We start from the raw sequence: 21953 nt of genomic DNA, 5'->3' as shown, positions 1-21953 counted from the left end.
GGTCAGCGGGGTGCGGCCAGGGCATGCCTGGCGATGATCGAACAACCGTCGAGTGGAGACGATTCCCGTCCACGAGACGTATGCCGTGTCGGCAGGTGCCCGACCCGCCGGGACCCACGGCCTTGCTTCACAGCGGCCGGAATCCCGGCCGGGTGAGCGCCCCCGGCAGGACTCGAACCTGCGACCAAGAGATTAGAAGGCTCTTGCTCTATCCGCTGAGCTACAGGGGCCGGTCGCCCGATCCGGGCGCCGTCCAATGATAGGCACCCCGGGCACGGTGCCCACCTCAGGTGACGGGCGACCCGATGAAGTCGTGGCGGTGCGCCGTGATCGCCTCGAGCAGTACCAGCTCACGCTCCGACGCCCCGACCTCCGCCGTGCCGTGCACGAGCCGGGACCGCAGCAGCGCCAGGTCGCTCGCGCTGTCCTGGAACGCATCCATCGAACGCTTCGCCGGACGGCCACCGTTCTGCCGGGCCCAGCTCCGCGCGGCGCGGCGCAGCCGCAGGTGGGACAGCATCGTCACCTCGGCGTGCGTCAGCCAGCCTGCGTCGGCGTACGGCGAGAGGTAGCGGCCGATGAGCCGGCCCTCACGGCGCCGCAGCCAGAAGAGGAAGCCGACGAATGCCAGGAAGAGCGGCACCTGGTAGGTCACGTACGCCTCGAAGAAGCCGTCCATGCCTGCGAGCGCCGACAGGTTCCACAGGCCGTGGAGCAGCATCGCGCAGACCCAGCCCCCGAGGACCGCCACCGCGCGGACGGCGGGCCGGCGCGCCGACACCGCGATGCCGATGCCGATGCCGGTGACTGACGTGAAGAGCGGATGGCCGAAGGGTCCCATCAGGCCGCGCACGAGGAACGTCGAGGTGAGGCCCTCGCTGCCGTACTCGTCGTAGGCCTGGCCGAGATAGAGGATGTTCTCGCTGAACGCGAAGCCCGCGCCGATGAGCCCCGCGTAGACGATGCCGTCGATGATCCCGTCGAACTCGCGGCGACGGAGCAGGTAGATGAGCAGGATGCCCAGGCCCTTGAGGGTCTCCTCCGTGATCGGCGCCAGGTATACGGCGCCGGTCTCGAGCGGGTCGGTCCAGCGCGCCTCGACGAGCAGCTTGAGGCCGAAGGTGTTGAGGAAGAAGGCCCCGACGACCGCGACCAGCGCCCCCCAGAGAAAGGCGAAGACCTGGTAGCGAGCCGGCTCCGCCTCGTAGCGGTCGAGCCAGAGGAACGTCGGCACGATGACGAAGAGCGGGATGATCGCCATGAGAGCCGAGGTCACGAGCGTCTGCGTGGTCAGCCGCTGGCCGAGGATCCCCAGCAGGACGAGCAGGCACACGAGGAACAGGGACGCAGAGACGCCTATCGTGAGGGCGGTGCGCAGCATCGGCCGCCGGGTCGGGTTGCGGGCCCGGCTCCACTGCTGCACCTGCCCGCCCGGGGCATCGCCCGGGTGCTGCGTCCTCACGTCCCCTGAAGTCATGCAGGCAGGCTAGTGCAGCCGGCCGGGCGCGCATCCGGCTCCGGCGGACGCGCCACCGTCTGGCCCCTATGGTGGACGCGTGAGCGACACCAACCACCGAGCCATCGCCGACCGGATCATCTGGATCGACTGCGAGATGACCGGCCTGTCCCTGAAGTCCGACGCCCTCGTCGAGGTCGCCGCGCTCGTCACGGACTTCGAGCTCAACCAGCTCGGTGACGGCATCGACGTCGTCATCAAGCCGCCGGACGAGGCGCTCGAGCAGATGGACGACTTCGTCCGCGACATGCACACCACGTCCGGGCTGATCAACGAGCTCGACTCCGGTGTGACGACCCACGAGGCGGAGCACATCGTCCTCGACTACGTCCGCACCTTCGTGCCCGAGCCGCGCAAGGCGCCCCTCGGCGGCAACACGGTTGCCACAGACCGCGGGTTCCTGTCGCGTGACATGCCGGTGCTCGAGTCGTACCTGCACTACCGGATCATCGACGTCAGCTCGATCAAGGAGCTGTCGCGCCGCTGGTACCCGCGCGTCTACTTCAACGCCCCCAAGAAGTCCGGAGGCCATCGTGCCCTCGCCGACATCCGCGAGTCGATCGCCGAGCTGCGCTACTACCGTGAGGCAGTCTTCGTCCCGCAGCCCGGTCCCGACAGCGCCACCGCCAAGGCGCTCGCGACGGCCCACGTCATCCAGCACTGACCCGCGGACGGGCCTGCCGGCATACGAAAAGCCCGTCCCGAATGCCGCCGCGCGGGGTGGTCACGAGCATCCCGCGCGAGCCTGTACGATTGTCGACGCCGTCCCACGACGCCGAGCCCTCGGGCCCGGCTCGTGCTGTGCATGGTGGGTGTAGCTCAGCTGGTAGAGCACCTGGTTGTGGTCCAGGTGGCCGCGGGTTCAAGTCCCGTCACTCACCCCAAGGAGAGCCCTCGACCGATCCGGTCGGGGGCTCTCGTCGTCCCATGCACCACAATGGTCGGCATGCTCATGGGGAACAAGAAGGCCCAACGGATCACGGTGGGTGTCATCATCGGCGTCATCGTGGTCAGCCTCGCGCTGTCGCTCATCTCCACAGCGAGCGCGACGCCCTAGGGTTCGCCCGGCCCCCTCGGCAGGCCCGGCATCCGCCGAATCCGCCGCGCCCGTCGGGGCGCTCGGCCCTCCGAAAGGCGGCCAGAAGGGCCCGTCGGGCAGGTCCGTCGGCCGATTTTGTACGGGTGCCGGGCGGCTGCTAACGTTTCCCCTCGTTGCGCCGCTAGCTCAATTGGCAGAGCAAGTGACTCTTAATCACTGGGTTCGGGGTTCGAGTCCCTGGCGGCGCACCATCTATGCAGGTCAGGAGCCCGGCCCTTTGGGCCGGGCTCTACTGCTATCCACGAAACCCCCCACTTTTGACTCTGACGCGTCGGTGGTGAGGGCGTCCTCGAGTGCAGCGGCAGCCGCCCCGCTCTTCGCGCCCCGGCCCATGTAGACGTCCATAGTGAGCGACGGCCGGGCGTGGCCGAGCTGGTCGGCGATCTGCCGCGCGGACAGCCCTGCGTCGTCGAGGATCGTCGCGTTCGTCTTCCGGAAAGAGTGGGAGGTGATCCATTCCAAGGCGTCTGCATCGGTCGGCTTAGAAGCTTCGTGCGCGAGAAGCATGAGTTCGCTCCGCTCGACCTTTGTGACCCGGCACAAGTCGGCCACGGCAGCTACATCCTGTGGCTCCAGTCGCACCCTGCCCGACTCGGCGAGCTCGACTCGCGTCTTCGGCCAGGAGAGCGCCTCCGCCACCTCCTTGCGGGACTTTCCGGTGGATCTTCTGGCTCGGGCGAGCGCCGCACCCAGCGCCTGTCGGGTTTCGTTCCCTCGTGGCGCACGTGCTCGGCGCAGGTCTCTACGAACGTTGTTGGGGTCTCGGAACCCGCCGAGGGCATCGCAGAAGACGGGCTCCTCCGGCCTGATGCCTCGGCTGCGCCGGGTGGCCAGCATCTCGACACACCAGCCAGGGAGGGCGAGAACTCGTTGCCCGGCCGCGGACTTTGTCGGACCACGGACGAGTCCGGCCCCTGTGACTCGCGTGACTTGGCCGGTGATCGCGACCCGGCCGGCATCGACGTCAACGTCCGACCAGAGCAGGCCAAGGGCTTCCCCGATGCGGACTCCTGTGGCCAGGAGGAAGAGGGTCAGGTCGGGAAGGTCGGCGGCGACGGCTTGGGGGTCGCGGGAAAGCATGGCGAACCACTCGCGACGCTCGTCGTCGTTGAGCGCACGGGGCCGGCGCTTCGGGATCGACGGGATAGTGTCGGCGTCGCGCACCGGGTTGGTGGCGATGGCGCCGTGACGCGCGGCTAAGGACAGGACGCCAGAGATCACACTGCGACTCGACCTGGCCGTCGGGGCTCCGACCTGGTTCTTAATCGACTGGATCACTCTGTCCACCAGAGGAGTAGTGATCTCGCCAAGTCGAACCTCACCCAGTGCGGGGAGGACGTGCGTGTCGAGCTTCCTGCGGTAGGCGTCACGGGTGCCCGGGGCTCGTCGACCGTCGGCCACCTTCTCATTGAGCTGCTCAAGCCAGAGCGCCGCCGCGACCGAGAACCGGTCCGTGGGCCTGAGGGACCCGCCGTGACGGGCGCTCGCACGCTCTCGCAGTTTCACGAGCAGGTTGGCCTCGGCGGCGCTCCTCGTCTTGCCCTGCGCCATGACCTCGCGTGTAATCCCGTCGAAGTCCCGGAATTTGGCGCGGGCTCGGTAGGACTGCGGCTTTCCAGCCGCTCCCCTTGCCAGAGGCGTGACCCCGACTCGCCCCCACGATCCCAGCGGCAGCGGTTGCCTAGCCATCGCGCGGCCTCAGGACGCGGCCTGCTTGCGGCTCTCGACCCACGCGACGACCTCTTCGGGAACGTAACGCAGATGTTTGCCGATCCGCGCGCACGGCGGCCCATGCCGCTCGAGCCGCCACTTGTACAGCGTTTTGATCGGCACCGCCAAGTACTCGGCCACGTCCTCCACACGCCAAAGCGGCCTCGGCCTGGGTGCGGGCGCCTCCACTTCCGTCATCGTCCTCTCCCCTTCAGGATCGGGATCGTCGCCTCTCGACGCGCTTACTGACGGACAACGGGCACCCCGGGTCACTATCGCTCGTCATCGAGACCGGAGACCCACGAAGCGGCGTTGATTCTCGTAGCCCTCCCGACGATCACGACCTGGATGGAATGAGGATGCCGCGCAGCAGCAGGTCTATGACACCGTCGGCCCAGCCGGGGCGGGCAGCCCCGTACTGAAGGAGCTCGCCGAGGTAGGCGCCGAAGACCAGCCCGGCGAGCGCTTCGGCGTCGGCACTCCGTCTGATGCGGCCATCGGCGACGTCCGCGTCGATCTGGCCCTGCAGGGCCTTCAGCCTTCGGGTCAGTCGGGCCCGGAGCGCCGCGCTGAACGCCGGATCCGAGTCCGCAAGGACCGCGGCGACCACCCCGCGCCCGAGCTGCTCCTCGACCAGCCCCCGAACCTGCTCCAGCAGCCAGCGGAGCTTGTCCTCCACCGGCAGCTCCGCGGCCGGGAAGGGCTCCTCGCCGAACAGGGCGAGCGTCGCCGCGATGAGCGCCTCCCGATTCCGGAATCGCCGGTAGATCGTCGTGCGAGCCACCCCGGACCGGGTCGCGACCCCATCGATGTGCACTGCCTCGGGACCCTGCTCACGCAGCAGCTCCAGAGCCGCGCGCGAGATGCGCTCATCGACGCTCCGGTCGCGGGGACGTCCGGGTGAAGAAGCCATGATCGATCCTTCCGGGAACAAAAGACTGCACCATTTCGCTACACAGACTGTAGCGATATTTAGGCGGCACCACCGCTCTAAGAAGGAGGCTCCCCATGACCCCGGACGAAGTCCTGGTCCCCGGCGCCCTCGCGATCCTGTTCGTGGTCGCCTGGTTCGTCGTCGGCGTGATCGACGCGACCCGTGACGACCGACCCGTCCAACACACCGACACGACCGACCGGACGCCGGCCAAGGCCAACCCGGCCAGTCACCGCTGAACCAAGCGCGAGGGCGGCACCATGCCCACCGACCGACACATCACGCGTACGCACGAATCAACGAGTAGCGGACCCGCAGCTGGTCCGCAAGGAAAGGAGAGTGGACGACGTGGTCGTCTACAACGAACTGGTCGCCATCACGGCAGGGGCGGGACTACTGGGATTCGCCTGGTTCCTCGCCCACCTCATCCGGGGCAGACGCATCGACAGCGAAGGCTGGGCTGCCTTCTTCGGCGTCACCGGGCTGCTGCTGCTCGTGCTGGGCCTGCACACCACGGTGACGTGGCCCTTCGGCGGCGACGGCTTCGAGTACGCCAACATCGCCTTCGGCCAACCTGCCGCAGGGTTCGGCGCCCTGCTCGTGTTCGCCGCCGTGTACCTGTGGCGCCACCGCGCGCTGTTCGCCGGCGAGATCGACGAGGCCAACGCGACCGCCGTCGCCGCGCTCAAGCCAGTCGCCGTCTTCGTCGGCGCACTCGGCCTGGCCATGGGGGTCCTGGCCATCACGTTCGTCCGCTTCCAGCTCGGCGCCGCTCCCCCGCAGGAACCGATCAGTGGCCGGTTCGGTCACCTGCCGATCCTCGAAGCGTTGTTCCTCGGCGGGCTGTGGGGCGTGGTCGCAATCGGCGCGCTGCTCTTCGCGATCGCGCAGCTTGCCAACCGGCCGCGGCTGCTGCCATGGGCCGTCCGTGCCTGGATCGTCGGCGGCATGGTGTTCCTGCTCTTCGGCGCGATGAACTTCTACACGCACATCGGCATGTACTACAACATCGCCCACGGGACCACGCACGAGTGGTGACCTCGGCTCCTGGGAGGGTGACGAGGTTGAGTCCAACCGGCGCAAGAGAGAGCCCCGGTCACGCCGGGGCTCTCATTCGGAGACGGACCTCCAAGCAATCCGAGTCCCAGTCTGCGCGGACACGGGAAAACGCGGTCGTCCGCGGGCAGGTCTGTCCTCACTCGACCGCCGACTCCGCCCGTATTCGCGCATCGTGACGGACTAGAAATGAGGAGGACCGCCCACTCCGCCCTACTCGGGAGCGTTGCCACTCATCGCGATGGTGTCGTCAGCCCTACGGACCATGTCGAGATCTGCACCTGCGCGTTCGCGGCGGAACTTCCAGCCAGCGCACGCTCACGTGAGTCGGGAGCGAACCCTGACCAACGGGACGGAACTGAGCGAGTGCATCCAGTGATGCTCCACGTGCCGGGCTCTCAGCAGTCCTGTCCCCGGGTGAGCTCATCCCAGTCGATCGCCGGGCCGTTGACGCGGCTCTCGGCGAGGTAGGGCAGAGGATTTCCCGCGGCTCTGGGTCCCGAAGCGAGCCACGCCGCGAGACCGCTCCGATTCCGTCGCTCGAACTCGTCAAGAAAGCGTTGACGCGCTGCAACCGCGCCCATCATCTGTATCCAAGATGAGGCGTCTCGCAACGCCCAGTAGCTGGCAAGCCACGCCTGGCACAGCTGCTCGTCGTTGAGCAGGGCAGGTTCTACGAGCCCCGGGGCTGGTCGGAACTGCAGACTCGTACTGGCGAGCGCATCGTCCTTCGGGACCGTCTGCCCTGTCGATGGAGTCAAGCGATATCGCCGCAAGTGGCTCCAGGCATGCGCCGCGTACGGTGAGCTCACGAGGAGAAGGAGAGCCAGCGGAAATACGCCGGGGCCTAGCAGCGATGCGAACCCGACGAGGGAACCGGCCACCGTCCCCGCCACCAGACCGCTCCTGAGCAGCCACCCCGCACGATCACTATGAGATCGCGCTCCATCCCCGCCGAGGACCAGGAGCGTCAAGATGGTGCCCATGACTGCGATGCCGACGAGAGTCACCAGGGCCGCAGGGGAAAGGACCAAGGCGGCGACTATGCCGACGACGGCAAGCAACGTGACCACAGCCAGCCACGCGAAGCGATACGCCTTCATTGCACTGCCCACTCGACGTGGCGGCCCTTGCGGCACCCGTCATGCAACGGTGGGAGATCCGGCCACCTGCGGTTCGATGCATGCCTCATGACAGCCTCACCAGTTCGGGGGTGGGTCACTCGCTGGGAAGGATTGCACCCCCCACTCGTCAACGATGTCCCAAGGGGCTAGTTCCGGGCCGATGCTGCCGTTGGTCGACTTCGCCGCCACGGTTTGTGGCCAAGGGCACGAATGGGCCCCGAGAGCGGTATGCACCGGCAAGCAGCGGGAGCCCCTCTCGAGAGCAAGAATGCCAATGATCATGGAACCTGCTGGCTGGGGACCTGGAGGGCGAGCTAGCGTCATGGAGGCTCCTTTGACGAACGTGGTTGGGGCCCGGATGACAAAGGCTTCTGGGGCTCGGAACTCACACTGGCGCGTCGGTGCCTCGACCTACAGGGCCGCGCCCGGCCAAGTTCTGCCCTCGTTGTTGCAGACGCCGGGCAACCTTTGCTCCGTAGATGCGATGCGGCGAAGCAGCGATCCAGACCTGGGCCAGGTCCAGAACCGACGGCCAGAAGACCTGCGCCCTTCGGCTCCCTGATTCCATCTGGCCGCCTTCGACCTCTGCCATCGCGTGCGCAGAGTTCCGATGGCCGGCCACCACGCGTGGCGGAACGGCTACGGCTCGCCTAGATCGAATCCCCTTCAGGAGTCGGCAGAATCGCTGATTGCAACGACACCAAGAGCGCGTACTGGAGCGGCAATCAGTTGGGTTCGCGGCCTTGGGTCGAATCCGCATTCCCTTGCCGATCATCGGCAAGACAACCAACACCAGTCCTGCCGCAACCTGGCCTGTGCGCCAGCCCGCGGCGGCCATACGTTCGAGGAGATCCAGTCCAGGACTTTCCCAGACGCCGCACAAAGGAGGCGAACATGCCCCTCATGAATGATGGGACAGGAGTTCCAAAGGACTTACGCGCCCACCCGGGGGTGCTGCTGACTCCCCCCGGCGACGGTGGCGGGCCCACCGCCAGCCTTCCTCACATCGGGTCTCGGGACCTACGAGCGCCACGTCGAGTCGGCCGGGCAAGTTCCGGCGCTGTTGTGAGCATGAGTCCGGCGAGCGCTCAACCGCGCACCGAAACCTGCCGTGGCCAATGCGAATTCGGTGGGCTGACTGAGTGGCATCACGACCGGCTTCTCGCCATCCTCGGTGACCCTGATGGGCCTCTGGAGCTCATCGAGATCGCCGTGACCTGGGCTGAGCTCGACTACTCGCGTCAGCCACTGATCCCTCCACACCGGTGGATGAGCTTCCTCGACAGTCACCACTGGTCGGATCCGCAGCGTGCCGAGCGCATCTTCAGCATCGCGACCGACATCGCCATGACGGCCACTCGCGCTGCAAGCGGCTCACTCCCCGGGCTGAGCGACCTGTCGCTGTAAAGCGTGCGGCGAAACGGCTCATCGAATATGGCTGCGCGGCGCCTCCTTTTCGAACCACGGCCTTGGTTCATGGGAGCCTTTCGGCCCCTAACCAGGTTCTTGCCCTCGAAACAGGGAAGGGATCCTCGGTGCCGTGGGATGTGGACTCGCGCGTTCAGTGCTTGCATCCAATTGGAAAGCCTTCGACACACACCCATCGCCGTGCCTCTCATGCGGACCACGAACCACACCGTAGTTGTTTCGACAAGCCCACGACCGCGCGCCCGCAAGGAGAAGCCCCCCGTGATCCCCATCTCAGCCCAGCACGAGCCAGGCGTGACCACGGTGGAGCGCCCCCAACATCTGCGGGTGATCAGCCAGGGCCCGCAGATCGAGCTCGACGCCGCCGAGCATGCAGTGAGGGCGTTGCTGGTTGCTCTGGGCCAAGATCCCGATTCCGAACACCTGCGCGAGACACCAAGGCGGGTCGCCAACGCCTACGCGGAACTGCTGACCCCCGAGGCCTTCGACCTCACCACTTTTCCCAACGACGAGGGCTACGACGAACTCGTGCTGGCGCGAGACATTCCCTTCCAGTCACTGTGTGAACACCACCTGTTGCCGTTCCAGGGTGTGGCGCACGTCGGCTACCTGCCCGATCGAAGAATCGTCGGGTTGTCCAAGCTCGCACGTCTGGTCCAGCGGTTCGCGCGCGGCCTGCAAGTACAGGAGCGGCTCACCAAGCAGGTTGCCGACAGCCTCGATTCACATCTGCACCCCAAAGGTGTTGGCGTCGTCATCGAGGCCGAGCACCAATGCATGTCCTTGCGCGGCGTACGGGCACACGGCTCCCGCACCCTGACATCGGCCCTCCACGGGCAGCTGCGTCACGACACCGCTACCCGCCAGGAATTCTTCGCTCTGGCCCACGCGCGGTAGCCGGCGGCTCTACGAAAGGCAGCCTGATGACGACATCCGACATGTTCGTGATCGTTGGCGCCGGCCTCGCCGGCGCCAAGACCGCCGGAGCCCTCCGCAAGAAGGGCTTCGGCGGCAGAGTGCTGGGCCGCACCCACCCGCCATGCACGGCGTCGTCCCGACACTTCCGAACCTCCACGACGATCACAGCCCCGAAATCAGGATCATGACCAACCAACTACGAGTCGAACCGCTCGGGGGCCACGACTACTTGGTCCGCGTCCGCGAGGGTGAGGAACGGCTCGAGATCCTGATCCAGGCAAGCCCCGATGTTGTTGAGCGACTTGGGCTTGCCGGGCTCGCCGAGGCTCGCATCGTCGAGGCCACCGCAGCGTTCCTCATCGAGCGACAGCTTGCTGCTGACCTGCCGCAAGCACTGGACTTGGATGACGTCGCGGCCGCGTATGACAACTACCTCAGCGAGCTCGAACGGCGCCTGTCTCCATGACGGTTTGTCAGTGCACCGTGCGTTGCGATGACGAAGGCTCGCTCGTCGTCGAGGTCCTCAAAGCGCTGCAAGCCACAAGAAGGCAGGCACGCCGTCATCAGCCACCCGCGACCATTGCGGCCTACGAACGGACGACCTGATCATCGTTATCAACAGCCGAGGCCTGATCGGCCCAGGCGGGCGTTGATCTCGAACCCGCAACCAGCGACTTGGAGTATCCCAGTGGAGACGACTTCTCTGACGTTGACCGTCCACCAGCAGCTCCAGGCTGCACGGCAAGCGAGCAGCGGCCGCAGCGCCCGCACCGTCTACGGCGGCCGTGATTGCGCCTTGCGCCAGACCGTCATCGCTTTGGTTGCGGGGCAGCACCTGGATGAGCACGAGAACCCCGGCGAAGCGACCGTGCACGTACTGCATGGCAGGGTTCGACTGGCCACCACGGAGGCTTCGCGGGAGGGCTCCCCCGGCGAGCTGCTCGTCGTGCCTGATGCGAAGCACACCCTCGAGGCGCTGGAGGACGCGGCCGTTCTCCTGACCGTCGCCAAGCACGGACTCGGCTGACGCTGAGCTGCACTGCCGCCACGGTGACGACACGCCTTGTGCCGCACGTGAGTCTTGTCAGCGGGCGAGGGTGAGGAACATCGCGATGATGGTGCCGTAGCCGATGTGGGCGAACAGGCTGACGACAGGGGTTCGAACGCCGTAGTTGCGGGCCATGAACCCAGGCGGCTCCAGCAGCGAGACTGTGCCTGCATCGGAGGACGTCGTTCCCATCCGCGGGTGCACCAGCGGCAGCAGTACGTTGACCAGAACCGTGCCGGCGAACAGGCCGTGTCCGAGCCCGATCGCTGCTCCGAGCCACCAGTCGGAGCGGCCGAGCGTGACGAACAGCCCGTAATAGCCCACGGCGAAGATCTGCCCCATGACGAAATGGGCGAGGTAGCCGAGCGCCTTGGCTCGCGTCCGGTCCGCGGTGATCGCGGTGCCCAGCAGGAACGGCAGGTCCATTCGGGTCAGGTGGAACTCGCTGGCTGTGCGTAGCACGGTGGTCAGCAACAGGGTCCCGGCGAAGCCGCCGGCGAGCGCCACCCACACACTCATCGGGGCTTCTCCCCAGCGATCGTCAGGGCCGCGCTGATGAGTGACAGGTGGCTCAGTGCCTGCGGAAGGTTGCCGAGGAACGCTCCGGTAGCGGGGTCGATCTCCTCGGCGTAGAGGCCGACGTCGTTGGCGAGGGCGACCAGCTCGTCCATCAAGGCGGTTGCCTCTGAGACACTTCCGGTCCGTGCCAGCGCCTCGGCGAGCCAGAAGGAGCAGCTGATGAAGGCGCCCTCCCCGCCGCTGAGGCCGTCGCCGCCGCTGTAGCGGCGTACATAGCAGCCGTGCCCGAGTTCGCGACGAACCGCGGCGACGGTGTCCGCCCAGCGCGGGGAACGAGCATCGCCGTACCCCGACAGGAGACCCAGCAGCACACTCGCGTCGAGTTCTTCACCGCCGGCGAAGCGGACGTAGCTCTTCAGCTCGCTCGAGTAGCACTCGCGTTCGATGAAGTCCGCGACCGCGGCGGCCTGTTCGTGCCACCGGCCCTTGTGGCGGGCCGGGATCAGACCCTGCTCGGCCAGGCGCCCAGCCCGGTCCAACGCAACCCAACACATCATCTTGGAGTGGGTGAAGTGCACCGGCTCGCTGCGCACCTCCCAGATCCCCGCGTCCGGCGAGCCCCACAGGTGGCAGACCAGGTCCGCGACCTGGGCAAGGCGCCGGCCGATGTCGGCATCCACCCGGTGGCCGGCCCCCGCATAGAGCCACGCCGTCTGCAACAGCTCACCATAGGTGTCCAGCTGAAGCTGCGCCGCTGCAGCGTTGCCGACCCGGACTGGTCGTGAAGCCCGGTAGCCGGGCAGCGGCAACGTCCGCTCGCGGGCGAAGGCTCCACCGTCGAGTCGGTAGAGCGGCTGCAGCCGTGGGCGGGTTAGCTGTGAGGCGTGCATGAGCCACCAGAAGTATGCCTGTGCCTCGGGGGCGCAGCCCAGGCGGAGCAGTGCGTCGAGGGTGAAGGCGGCGTCGCGGACCCAGCAGAAGCGGTAGTCCCAGTTCCGCACCCCGCCGATGTCCTCGGGCAGGGAGGTGGTCGCGGCGGCTGCCAGCGCCCCTGAAGGGGCGTGCACCAACAGCTTGAGCGCGAGCGCGCTGCGGGCCACAGGGTCTTGCCAGGGGCCCTCATAGCGCCCGCCACCTTGCCAGGCCCGCCACGTCGCCAGGGTGGTGGCGTACCGCTCATCGAGCTCCTCGCGAGCGGGAAAGATCAGTGGCTCCTGGTGGGCTGCGCACAGCGCGATCACCGCCTCCGATCCCGGACAGGTCTCGAACGTGCCGCCGACCCAGTCACTGCCGGTCTCGATCTCGCCGGCGTCGAAGGCGCAGATGGCGATGGCGTCCGCTCCCGAGGAGAACACCGGTATGTCGTACCGCCGGGCCAGTTGGGTGGGCCGCTGGCCGTCGCCGAAACGCGGCCTTGCGCGCCAGCTCATCACCACGTGCCCCGCCACCCCCTCGACCCGGCGCTGCAGCTCACGCAAGGGAGACAAGCCCGAGCCGCCGTTGAGGCTCATCGCGTCCAAGAGCCGCACGACCCCGTCGGTGGTGGTGAAGGTGGTTTCCAGCACGTTGGTGCCCGGTAGGTACCGGCGGGAGACCTCAAAAGTGGCGGTCGGGGTCACCGTGAGGCAACCACCGTGTCCCGCGTCCAGCAGGGCTGCGAACATGCTCGGCGAATCCAGGCTTGGCACCGCGAGCCAGTCGATCGCACCGTCCTCGGCCACGAGCGCCACCGTGCGACCATCCCCGATCGCCGCGTAGGACCGCAAGGGCGCGTAGCCGTCGTCTCGTTTCATGAATGTCCACCCTGACGCGAAAGTGCAGGCACACCAGAGTCACCCACTGGGGTGCTCATGCTCCGCCGCGAGCTGCCGCAGTCCCGCGCGCACTTCGTCGAGAGTTGCGCCCCATGGCACTACCGTCATCGGTCCGTCTTGGACGACTCCTTCCTCGATGTCGCAGCACTTGGTGAGGATGCGGTCCTGACCTGGCTCCGCGAGGTCCCGCGGGCACATCTCGACGTTTGGTGGTTCGTCGCCGTAGAAGTGCCGATGAATCTGGCGTGAACGCTTACAACCTACGAGCACCCAATCGTGACGAGGAGGTCGCTCGTCGAGGTAGTAGACCCTGCTGTCTTCAGGGGCGACCCCACTGCCCCGGCATGGAAGGAGGTACTGCTCGGCCGGCCGGGTGGCCGCCAGTTCGAGTAGGTCGAAGATCTGGGGCTCGAGCACGATCGGTGGCAGGTCTTCGGCTACCTCGAGCACGCGGCGGGCCTGATCGAGCAGTTTGGGCGGATACGGCGGCGCCACCTCGGTCAGCCGTACCCTGATCGGCGCGGCGTCCATTATGAAGCTGACGTGCTCGTACATGCCATGAACGATGACGCACCGAGCGTCGGAGGCGTCCCGCAAGGCGGCCCGACAGAGCTGGCTCGGGACGCCTAGATCGACCTGCGGGTCGTGGACGAACGCCGCGTCGTCGGGTCCGGCGAGCAGCTCGACCCGCGTGATCGGCGAGAACAGCGGCTCTCGCGAGGCTGTTTCCACCTGGAGCAGGACCACGTCGAGGCTGCCCTGGAGATGCACGATCACATACCCCGTTCGCCGGTACGCCTCGCGGCCCTTGAAATGCTTTCGCAGCCGGGCCTCGGTCAGCGGGAAGTCGACGGTGGTAACCGCCACCTCGCGATACCGAACAGGCATGCGGTTCATCAAGCGCTGCGGCTCGTCCATCACGAGGATCACGGACCCCATTGACGCCGATGGCTGCCGGGCATGGCCAGGATGATGAAATGCTTGATACCCCACGGCAGGCGGCGGTAGAGCGGCACGAACAGGTACTTCCAGAAGATCACCTGCGGATTCCTTGGCCCAACCGGAGGGGGCCGACCAAGGTATCGCTGCGCCAGCTCTGCCTGCACGGCCTCGAGCAGGTACTTCTGGGAGTTCGTCCGAAGCCAGCCAGAGAATCTGGTCATGACTGGCCTGCCGCTGTCAAACCGTTCTGCGCGGCCAGAGCCATCGGTTCGTTGAGCGCGCCCATCGCCGGTGAGTAGACGTTCTCCATCCACGCGATGTCATGCAGGGTCATCCCCTTGCGGGCGGCCATCGCGAGGAAGTCGCAGCGCTCCTTCACGCCTTCGCCGCCCACGAGCTGTGCACCGATCAGTCTGAGACTGTTCGGCTCCGCAAGCAGCTTCACGCGAATCTTCTTGAAGTCCGGGTAGTAACGGGCGCGCGAGATACCTTCAGCGACACCCATCACGAACGGAATTCCCAGGGCTCCGGCAAGCGCCTCGCCGAAGGACACCCCGCCGATCATCCACTTCCCCCCGACCAGCCCCCACGGCACGAAGACTGGTGAGTAGGTTCGCAGCCTCCCCGCCGCGCCGCTTCCGGCGACCTTGCCTTGCGCGTACGCGTGACTGCCGGAAAGCCCTTGGACCGGCACACGGGTCGTCCCCTGTGGCACCTCGACACAATCGCCTGCGGCGAAGACGTCGGGCGCCGAAGTCCTCATGTGCTCGTCCACGATGATTCCACCGGTGGAGCCCAGCTTGATGCCTGCCTGTGCCGCCAGGTGGTTGTTCGGCAGCTTCCTGGCACCGATGACGACCATGTCGACAGGGATCTCCCCCTCGGAGGTCTTGACGGCGTGTACTCGCTCGGTTCCCAGAAACGCCTTGATCTGAGTGTTCAGGTGGATGTGCACGCCCATCTCGCGCCAGGACTCCTCCACCGGGGCCATGATGTCCGGGTCGGCGATCTCGGCCATGGCCCACGGATGGGGGTCGACCAAGTGGGTCTCGATGCCTCGACGTGCCAGTGCGGTTGCCATCTCGACGCCGATCGGCTGGGCCCCGGCGATGACCGCACGTTTCACCGTGTTGAGGACGTCATCCCAGGCTTGAGCCGCCCGGATATCTCGCACGTAGTACAAGCCGTCCAGGTCTCTGCCGGGGATGTCGGGCCGCTCGTACTGGAAGCCGGTGCCGATGATGAGGCGGTCGAACCCGATGTCGGGCTGGCCGGGCACCTCGACGGTGTGCTCGGCGAGGTTGATGGCGCTGACCACCGTCTCATAGTGGATCTCGAACCCTTGCGCCTCGTAATGCTCCTTGCCGAGCAGGATCAGCCGGTCAAAAGAGTCGATCTCCCCCCCGTGCACGTACGGGATACCGCATGGGCTGTAGGCAACGTCCTGCAGCTCGGTGAAGACGATGACACGGGCGTCGGGATCTACCTGCTTCGCGGCGCCGGCGGCACCCATGCCGGCCGCGCTTCCTCCGATGACCACGATCGTGTTCGTCATCGCCTCGTCCCTTCGCCTCAACGGTCGTGCATGCGCCAGCCCCGACTTCTGGGCCATCGATGCAGCGGTATTTAGTATCAGAGTCAAAGCGTACACTATAATTGATGTCTGGCGTTACAGATCGGGTCATGGCCCAGGCGCCGGAGGTAATTCAAGGAGGGCTGCTCGCAGGCCGTAGGCCAGGGCGGCACCCGACGAGCTACCGAAATGACTCAGGCGCTCCGCCGCCGCGCTGACAGCACTGTGGTCACCCCTCGCCAATCCATTCAGCAGATCGTGCGCGGGTTCGATGCACCGACCTTGGGCAGCGCATATAAGGAACGCGCTCGCGATGTCGTTCGTCCTCGCGAGGTGCTTGCGCTGCACGTGCGTCCAGGCGGCCATCCCCGACGCGCCCCACATCGCGCGAGCCACCAGTAAGACTCCGGCCATCATGTCGTCGCCGGCGGGTGTGAGCCCTGGTCCGCGACCTCCGACCTCAGCCGCGAACGTGCCCACGTCGCCGCGGCGCAAGGCGGTTACCGCGGCGGCGCCGAGCTCCGCACGCCCCACCGTTCCGACATCAAGTGCTGGTCCGAGGTCCGGGAGCCAGCACCGCGCGCCCCCACGGGCGCGAGCCAGCGACGCTGCCGGCGGGAGCTGGGGCGACCAGATGGGCGCGTCCAACAAGATGCAATGATCACCGATGCAGAGCCTGTGTCTGTCCACCCACACCAGGCACTCCGGGCCAATATCGGGCAGCGTCTCGACGCGGACATGGAGTGGTCCGCGCGGCGCGTCCGTCGGGACCAACACGACGAGCCCGCCCGAAACCACCAGGTAGATCGCGCGATCGAAGACCGCGCGCACACGCCCGGCGCCGGGGGTGGACAGCACCTGAGTCGCATCGATCCCGACGTCCACTGGCCTCATGTGAGGTGCTCCGCGAGGCCGAGGACAGCGTCGGTGAAACAGTCCAGCGGTGCGGTGGCGACGCCGGCACCGACCTGACCGGTTCCTGCACTGGCGTGCAGAATCCCGGTGTTCACCTTTGGCGTCTGGCTGAGTTTCGCGATCAGGCGTGCGTCGACGCCAACGGGCGTCCCGCGCATGTCCAGGGTTGGGAGTTTGAAGCGGCTGCTTTCACCATGGCAGATGTCGGCCATGTTCTCAGTGACTTCTGCTGCGCCGGCCATGGTCCCGCCTAGGAAAGCGGCGACCGCGGGTGAGCCAGCTGCTGCCGCTCCCCCGAGGCCGATCAACTCGAGCACTGCGCTGTCGCCGATGTCGCGTGCGCCGCTGTCTGATCCGAAGCCGGGGTTGTAGAGCGCGTCTCCGATCTCGGGAGCCGGGGCGAGGAACCATGTCGACGATCCGGCAAGCCGCACCCCGAACGTCGTCCCGTTGCGAGCCATGGTCGTGACGATGCTGCTGTCGTTGACCTGCTCGGCCCACATGGTCAACGACTTGGCGGCCGCCATCGCCAGGTTGAGGAAGAACAGGTGGTTGGCCGACAGGAAGCGGCCGAGTTCCACGGCCGCTGCGCCGCTGGCTGCGACGAGTTGCGGGAGCAGGTGTCGGATGAGCAGGTTCGTGCTTGCTTGGGTACGCATGTGGACGTCGTCGCCCATGGCGAGGCCTTGGGCAGCAAGGCTGAGGACGTCGACCGGTCCTGACTGCGCCACAGCGGCAGCGAGTAGAGGTCCGGCGACGTCGCGCAGGAACCGTAGACGCGCGATCGCCGCCTCCGTCTCCCGGCCAAACCAGGCCACGTTCCCCGAGCCCTGGTTGATGGCCGAGAACGCTCGTGTACCGCCGGCCTGGTTGTCCACCACCAGGACGGGCATCGACGGGCCGAGCGCGGTTGCCATCGGAAGGACCGTGTCATGCAGATTGGCCGGTTCCAGATGAACCCTGCCGGCTCGCAGTAGAGCGTCCGCCTCTGCCGGGTCCGCGGCCCATCCTTCGGCGACGGTGGCGGCTCGCATCGAGCGTCGCAGCGGATCGCAGACGTCCGGCCACTCGATGGCTGGTCCGCAGTGCAGCAGGGTGCGCCGGTCGACGTCGGGCAGAACGTCGCCAGCCGTGGCCACGGCTGTCCACAGCGGCACACCGGTGTCGAGCCGTCGAAACACTTCGGCGTTGGCGGCGTCGATTCGCGCAGCGTGATCACCGAGCAACGTGGTGAGTGCCCTGATCAGCCGCACGTCGCCGCCGGCGGGGATACGCCAGTCCAGCTGGGCCGCCGGCCGGCCTTGGGTTTCCACTGCGTCTGCGAACAGCTGCAAGCCGACATTCACGACGGCGATCTCGGTGGGAAGCACGGCAGGAGTGGGTCGTGCGGTCATGACGAGCCTCCAGATTTGGGTGCGGGATGTGCGGGTGCCGGATCGACGTCTGCTTTGACGGCTGCCGTGGCGCGTGCCAGCAGGTCGAGCTCGGCAGCGGCGAAGCCGCTCAGTCGCGCGGCGGCGTCCGCCGCCAGTGCCGTGGCATCGGCGAAGGTGGTCTCGAGCATCCGCTCGAGCGCCTCAGGTGCTGCGCCGCCCACGGCCTGGCGAGAGGCGACGATCTGCGCCGGGTCCAGCACTGCCTGAAGGTCGGAGTCGATCAGCCCCCAAGTCGCCCCGGTGCGGCTCTCCGCAGCCGTGTTGAGCATGTCCGCCGTGAGGTCGAGTCCGCGCAGGCCGACTCTGCTCGCGTCGCGCACCACATCGCCAACGACGAAGTAGGCGGTGCGGTAGTCGACGTGGCGAATCTGCGTGAGGTGTTCGGCCAGGTCGGTCGCTTGTGTGTACCCCTTGACGAGCTCCTCCCGCAGGTTGTCGGCGTTGACGTGCAGGGTGCGCACCACGCCGGTCATGAGGGCCGTCACCCGGATGGTCAGATCGAGGGCGCGGGGTACTTCGCCGTAGGCAAAGATGAAGTTGTCGCTGCGGGCGGAGGGGCTCTTGGTGACGGCAAGGAATCCCGTGAGTCGTCCGATCAGGACCCCGGAGGCGCCCCGGACGATGGAGAGCGCGTACGGGTTGCGCTTCTGTGGCATCAGGACGCTCGACCTGCTGTAGCTGTCGTGCAGGTCCACAAAGTTGAACTCGCTGCTGGAGTAGATCTCCAGGTCCTCGGCAAGTTTGCTCTGGTTCGAGACCATGCTGGTGCCGATCGCGAGCACCGCGATCAAGTCGTCGACCCGCCACATCGCGTCGCGGGTGTGGCCGATGACCGTGTCGAACCCGAGCGTGCGTGCCAGCGCCGTCCGGTCCTGCTGCAGTCGCGTGCCGTTGACACAGCCGGCGCCCCCTGGGCTGGCGTTGATCTCGGCGAGTTCGGCGAGCAGGCGATGCGCGTCGCGCAGTGCTGGTTGTGCGAAGGACAACAGGTAGTGGCCGAACGTGGAGGGCTGGGCCTTCTGCAAATACGTTTGGTCAGCCATCAGCGTGTGGACATGCCGGCGCGACAGCCGTGCGATCTCCTCGACGAATCGGGACACTTCCAGAACGAGGTGTCCGATCTGGGTTCTCAGGTGCAGGCGAAGCGCGATGCGTGCGGCCTCGCGGCGAGGTCGGCCCGCGTGCAGCCAACCGGCGGTGTCACCGATCCGGTCGACGAAGAACCGCTCTCGGGAGTTGTACGGTTCGCCGAATGCCGCGTCGTACGGAAAGTCCTCGGCGTCGGTTTCGTGGACCTCGAGCAGCAGCTTCAGGAGTGCGCGTTGGGCGTGCTCGGGGATCATCCGACGCTGGGCTAGGTCCAGGACGTGGGCCATGTCGGCCAGGTTGTAGCCGCGGTGCAGGATGGGGGCGTCCTCGTTCTCGAGCGCGAAGCCGGACGCGATGAGTTCAGGCGCCGCCGAGGTTTGCGGTCCGCCCACTCGTCTGCCCGACGCGGGATCGGGTAGATGTCTGGTCACGACGTGATCCGGCAAGTCCGGTCGCCGGAGAACGGGACGGCGGCGAACCCGGTGCCGGAGGTCACGTAGCTGCTGATCGCGCCGGCCAAGCCGCCTGTGTGCCAGAAGACGACCGGTGGGCCCTCGATTGCGAGCTGTCGTAATGCGACTGCGAAGGCGGGCGCCGTGTAGTCGCAGTCGAATACGAGCCCTTCGGTCTCCAACGCGAGTACCGCGGCGGCCCGATCGTTGGAAGTGGAGTCGCTTTCCCCGTGCAGGGCGCGCGGCCCCTGATTCAGTTTCAGCGTGGCTGGGTTGGGCGTGGCTACGCCGAGCTCTCCAGCGCAGCCGCTGATGAGCGTACGCAGATGCGGTATCAGCGTCGCCCGCGGTCGGCTGACCGCGACCCCGGTCAATCTCCATCGTGCGTCCAGTTGGCTCGCACCAACGAACAGGCCGGCGATGCTGGCGCCGGAGCCCACGGCCATCACGATGCGAGCCCGTTCATGGCCTTCGGCGGCCAGCTGCTCGGCCAGTTCCTGGGCCGCGCGGGCAAAGCCCAGGCTGCCGATCGCATTGGCGCCGCCGCGCGGTATCGCCACTGCGGACCGTCCGTTGTCATTCAATTCGCCAGCTCGATCCCGGATCCGATCGTCGAGCTGCTCACGTGGTCCGCCGCTGAAGGACACCTGCGCGCCGCTGGCCAGTGCCATTGCAAGGTTTGCGGCGGGGGGCGGTGGGGGGTGCCCCGGCAGGACGATGTGACAGCCAAGCCCTGCTGCTTGGGCGGCCACCGCGGCGCCCTGACAGAAGTTCGATCCAGCGACGCCCCCCACGACAAGGGTGTCGTGACCGTGCGCCATCGCATCGCCTAGCAGGTACTCGAGCGGGCGGGCCTTGCTTCCTGCCAGCGCGAACCCGCTGAGGTCATCGCGCTTGATCAACAGCGGGCCAAGCCCCAGTCGCGCCTCCAGTCGGCTGGCTCGGACCAGCGGGGTCGGCCAGGACCCAAGTTCCAGGCGTGGCTGGTCATACAGGGTCACGGTTCTTCCTTCTCGAAGCGCGCGGCGTACGCGCGATGAAGCAGCAGGTCGACCATCGCGCCCGCTGAACCCGTTGCGGGTCGCCTGGCCCAGGCTGCGACCTCCGCCGGCTCCAGGCCGGCTCGGGCGGCGACGGCTGCCGTCAGACCCGGCGCGCCTGCCGAACGGGTGGTCATCACCTCGGCCAACAGGGCCTGCGCGGCCTGCTTTCCCCGCAGCGCGGACAAGGCAGCGAGGATCTGCTCGGACTGCAGGTTCTCACCGCCCGCTGACAGGTTGCGTGCCATTGCCTCCGGATCGACCTCAAGACCCCCGATGACAGTGCGGGCTTTGTCGAGGGCTGCAACGGTGAGCTCGCACACCTCGGGCAGCGATACCCACTCGGTCTTCCAACCGCGCCCGTCTCGCTCGTGCTGCTGGTCCATGGCCTCGAGCAACAGACCTGAGTGTGCGCGCACCAGACGCGACAGCGTGTCGAGATGCTCGCTGCCCTCGGGGTTTCGCTTGTGCGGCATGGTGATGCTGCTGACGCCATCGCGAACGACACTTTCGCGTAGCTCGGCGATCTCCGGGCGGGACAGCTCGTAGACTTCGCCACCGATCCGGGCGAGTGTGGCGCACACTAGGGCCAGCACATGGGCAAATTCAGCGATTCGATCGCGGCTGGTCAGCCAGGAGATGCCAGGGTCGTCCAACCCCAGCTCGGCGCAGAAACGACGGCGCAGTTCGAGTCCGTCGGTGCCGTAGAACCCCAGCACACCGACTGCGCCCGCCAGTTGGCCGACCGCCCATCGGCGCCGACCCTCACGCAGTCGATCCTGGTGGCGACGCAGCTCGTCGGCCCATCCCGCGACTTTGAAACCGAAGGTGGTTGCGGCCCCTGGCTGTCCGTGTGTGCGCCCGACCATGATGGTGTCCCGATGAGCTGCCGCCATCTGGAGCAGGGAGCCCTCCAACGCCCAGAGCCTGTCACCTACGAGGGTGCCGACATCTCGAAGCACCAGACCAAACCAGGTGTCGGTGACGTCTTGGACGGTCGCGCCGTAGTACACATGCTCGGACGCAGGCGCCGGGACTATGCGCTGCAGCTCGTGAATCAACCCGATGGTTGAGTGGCCCGTCTGCCGGGTCGCAGCCGCGATCCGTTCGAGGTCGAGCCGGCCCGCGTCGGCGCACTCGGTGATCGTCAGGGCGGACTCGGTCGGGATGATCCCAAGCGATGCCTGGGCATTCGCTAGCGCCACGAGTATTTCGAGCCAGCGCTGCAGCCTGTCCTGCTCTTCGAACAACCGATCCAGGTCAGGAGCGGTCCACAGGTGTCGGTAGATCACCGAGTCAGCCATCCGGGTGCTCATGTCATCTCCTACGCCAGTGATGGA

The 21953-nt window shown here is 67.0% G+C and carries 21 protein-coding genes and 3 tRNA genes; 9 read left to right on the top strand and 15 right to left on the bottom strand.

Going from position 1 to position 21953, the window contains the following annotated elements:
* Positions 1–157: 157 nt before the first annotated feature.
* Together H9I49_RS16700 and H9I49_RS16695 are read right to left on the bottom strand one after the other, a co-directional pair.
* Positions 158–230 (bottom strand) — tRNA-Arg (locus tag H9I49_RS16700).
* Between the two features lie 56 nt (positions 231–286).
* Positions 287–1477, bottom strand: coding sequence for a PrsW family intramembrane metalloprotease (locus tag H9I49_RS16695; protein WP_255524031.1), 1191 nt, complete (start codon positions 1475–1477; stop codon positions 287–289).
* A gap of 79 nt (positions 1478–1556) precedes the next feature.
* Between H9I49_RS16695 and orn the strand changes: the two genes are divergently transcribed.
* The 3 genes from orn to H9I49_RS16680 all read left to right on the top strand — a co-directional run bounded on the left by orn (position 1557) and on the right by H9I49_RS16680 (position 2806).
* Positions 1557–2180 carry an oligoribonuclease gene (orn, locus tag H9I49_RS16690; RefSeq protein WP_370587612.1) on the top strand — a complete coding sequence of 208 codons (624 nt, stop codon included), beginning with the start codon at positions 1557–1559 and terminating at the stop codon, positions 2178–2180.
* Between the two features lie 144 nt (positions 2181–2324).
* Positions 2325–2400: transfer RNA gene (locus H9I49_RS16685), tRNA-His, on the top strand.
* Between the two features lie 330 nt (positions 2401–2730).
* Positions 2731–2806 (top strand) — tRNA-Lys (locus H9I49_RS16680).
* A 10-nt stretch (positions 2807–2816) separates the two neighbouring features.
* Here the strand turns inward: H9I49_RS16680 and H9I49_RS16675 are convergent.
* The 3 genes from H9I49_RS16675 to H9I49_RS16665 form a co-directional block, all read right to left on the bottom strand.
* Positions 2817–4166: a site-specific integrase gene (locus H9I49_RS16675; protein WP_223128817.1), complete on the bottom strand. Its 1350-nt coding sequence runs from the start codon at positions 4164–4166 to the stop codon at positions 2817–2819.
* A gap of 147 nt (positions 4167–4313) precedes the next feature.
* Positions 4314–4523, bottom strand: a complete 210-nt coding sequence (locus H9I49_RS16670; protein WP_188031512.1) for an AlpA family transcriptional regulator — start codon at positions 4521–4523, stop codon at positions 4314–4316.
* A gap of 139 nt (positions 4524–4662) precedes the next feature.
* On the bottom strand, positions 4663–5238 hold the full coding sequence (locus tag H9I49_RS16665) for a TetR/AcrR family transcriptional regulator (RefSeq protein WP_188031511.1): 576 nt from the start codon (positions 5236–5238) through the stop codon (positions 4663–4665).
* A gap of 95 nt (positions 5239–5333) precedes the next feature.
* Between H9I49_RS16665 and H9I49_RS16660 the strand changes: the two genes are divergently transcribed.
* Both H9I49_RS16660 and H9I49_RS16655 read left to right on the top strand, forming a co-directional pair.
* On the top strand, positions 5334–5498 hold the full coding sequence (locus tag H9I49_RS16660) for a hypothetical protein (protein WP_188031510.1): 165 nt from the start codon (positions 5334–5336) through the stop codon (positions 5496–5498).
* 100 nt (positions 5499–5598) lie between these two features.
* A complete protein-coding gene (locus H9I49_RS16655; RefSeq protein WP_370587611.1) occupies positions 5599–6297 on the top strand; it encodes a DUF981 family protein in 699 nt (232 codons plus the stop codon).
* 416 nt (positions 6298–6713) lie between these two features.
* Here H9I49_RS16655 and H9I49_RS16650 read toward each other — a convergent pair whose 3' ends face one another.
* A complete protein-coding gene (locus tag H9I49_RS16650) occupies positions 6714–7418 on the bottom strand; it encodes a hypothetical protein (RefSeq protein WP_188031509.1) in 705 nt (234 codons plus the stop codon).
* 1092 nt (positions 7419–8510) lie between these two features.
* Here H9I49_RS16650 and H9I49_RS16645 point away from each other — a divergent pair.
* The 4 genes from H9I49_RS16645 to H9I49_RS16630 all read left to right on the top strand — a co-directional run bounded on the left by H9I49_RS16645 (position 8511) and on the right by H9I49_RS16630 (position 10812).
* Entirely contained in the window at positions 8511–8846 is a 336-nt protein-coding gene (locus H9I49_RS16645) for a hypothetical protein (protein ID WP_188031508.1), read from the top strand.
* 342 nt (positions 8847–9188) lie between these two features.
* Positions 9189–9764, top strand: coding sequence for a GTP cyclohydrolase I FolE (gene folE, locus H9I49_RS16640; protein WP_255524071.1), 576 nt, complete (start codon positions 9189–9191; stop codon positions 9762–9764).
* A 142-nt stretch (positions 9765–9906) separates the two neighbouring features.
* Complete coding sequence (locus tag H9I49_RS16635; protein WP_223128816.1) at positions 9907–10251, top strand: hypothetical protein; 345 nt, start codon at positions 9907–9909, stop codon at positions 10249–10251.
* Between the two features lie 222 nt (positions 10252–10473).
* Positions 10474–10812, top strand: coding sequence for a LuxR family transcriptional regulator (locus H9I49_RS16630; RefSeq protein ID WP_188031506.1), 339 nt, complete (start codon positions 10474–10476; stop codon positions 10810–10812).
* A gap of 57 nt (positions 10813–10869) precedes the next feature.
* Here the strand turns inward: H9I49_RS16630 and H9I49_RS16625 are convergent, their stop codons facing one another.
* The 9 genes from H9I49_RS16625 to H9I49_RS16585 form a co-directional block, all read right to left on the bottom strand.
* The gene (locus H9I49_RS16625; protein ID WP_223128815.1) at positions 10870–11340 is read right to left on the bottom strand and encodes a hypothetical protein; all 471 of its coding nucleotides are present in this window, start codon (positions 11338–11340) and stop codon (positions 10870–10872) included.
* An 8-nt stretch (positions 11341–11348) separates the two neighbouring features.
* Complete coding sequence (locus tag H9I49_RS16620; RefSeq protein WP_188031504.1) at positions 11349–13145, bottom strand: glycoside hydrolase family 15 protein; 1797 nt, start codon at positions 13143–13145, stop codon at positions 11349–11351.
* A 39-nt stretch (positions 13146–13184) separates the two neighbouring features.
* Entirely contained in the window at positions 13185–14096 is a 912-nt protein-coding gene (locus H9I49_RS16615; RefSeq protein ID WP_223128814.1) for a hypothetical protein, read from the bottom strand.
* Positions 14097–14325: 229 nt separating this feature from the next.
* The gene (locus H9I49_RS16610) at positions 14326–15663 is read right to left on the bottom strand and encodes an FAD-dependent oxidoreductase (RefSeq protein WP_188031503.1); all 1338 of its coding nucleotides are present in this window, start codon (positions 15661–15663) and stop codon (positions 14326–14328) included.
* Between the two features lie 126 nt (positions 15664–15789).
* Entirely contained in the window at positions 15790–16566 is a 777-nt protein-coding gene (locus H9I49_RS16605) for a DUF2877 domain-containing protein (RefSeq protein WP_188031502.1), read from the bottom strand.
* Positions 16567–16571: 5 nt separating this feature from the next.
* Positions 16572–17990 carry a DUF1116 domain-containing protein gene (locus H9I49_RS16600; RefSeq protein ID WP_188031501.1) on the bottom strand — a complete coding sequence of 473 codons (1419 nt, stop codon included), beginning with the start codon at positions 17988–17990 and terminating at the stop codon, positions 16572–16574.
* Positions 17987–19552 carry an argininosuccinate lyase gene (locus H9I49_RS16595; protein ID WP_188031500.1) on the bottom strand — a complete coding sequence of 522 codons (1566 nt, stop codon included), beginning with the start codon at positions 19550–19552 and terminating at the stop codon, positions 17987–17989. The genes H9I49_RS16600 and H9I49_RS16595 overlap by 4 nt, the downstream gene beginning before the upstream one ends.
* Entirely contained in the window at positions 19549–20574 is a 1026-nt protein-coding gene (locus tag H9I49_RS16590) for a pyridoxal-phosphate dependent enzyme (protein ID WP_188031499.1), read from the bottom strand. Before H9I49_RS16590 ends, H9I49_RS16595 begins: the two co-directional genes overlap by 4 nt.
* Positions 20571–21929 (bottom strand): adenylosuccinate lyase family protein, encoded by a 1359-nt coding sequence (locus H9I49_RS16585; RefSeq protein ID WP_188031498.1) that lies wholly within the window; start codon positions 21927–21929, stop codon positions 20571–20573. The genes H9I49_RS16590 and H9I49_RS16585 overlap by 4 nt, the downstream gene beginning before the upstream one ends.
* Positions 21930–21953: the final 24 nt, after the last annotated feature.

This window comes from Terrabacter sp. MAHUQ-38 (assembly GCF_014518425.1).
GTDB lineage: Bacteria > Actinomycetota > Actinomycetes > Actinomycetales > Dermatophilaceae > Terrabacter.
Note: the sequence above shows the minus strand (reverse complement) of the source record. Positions and strands in the feature narration are given on the sequence as shown.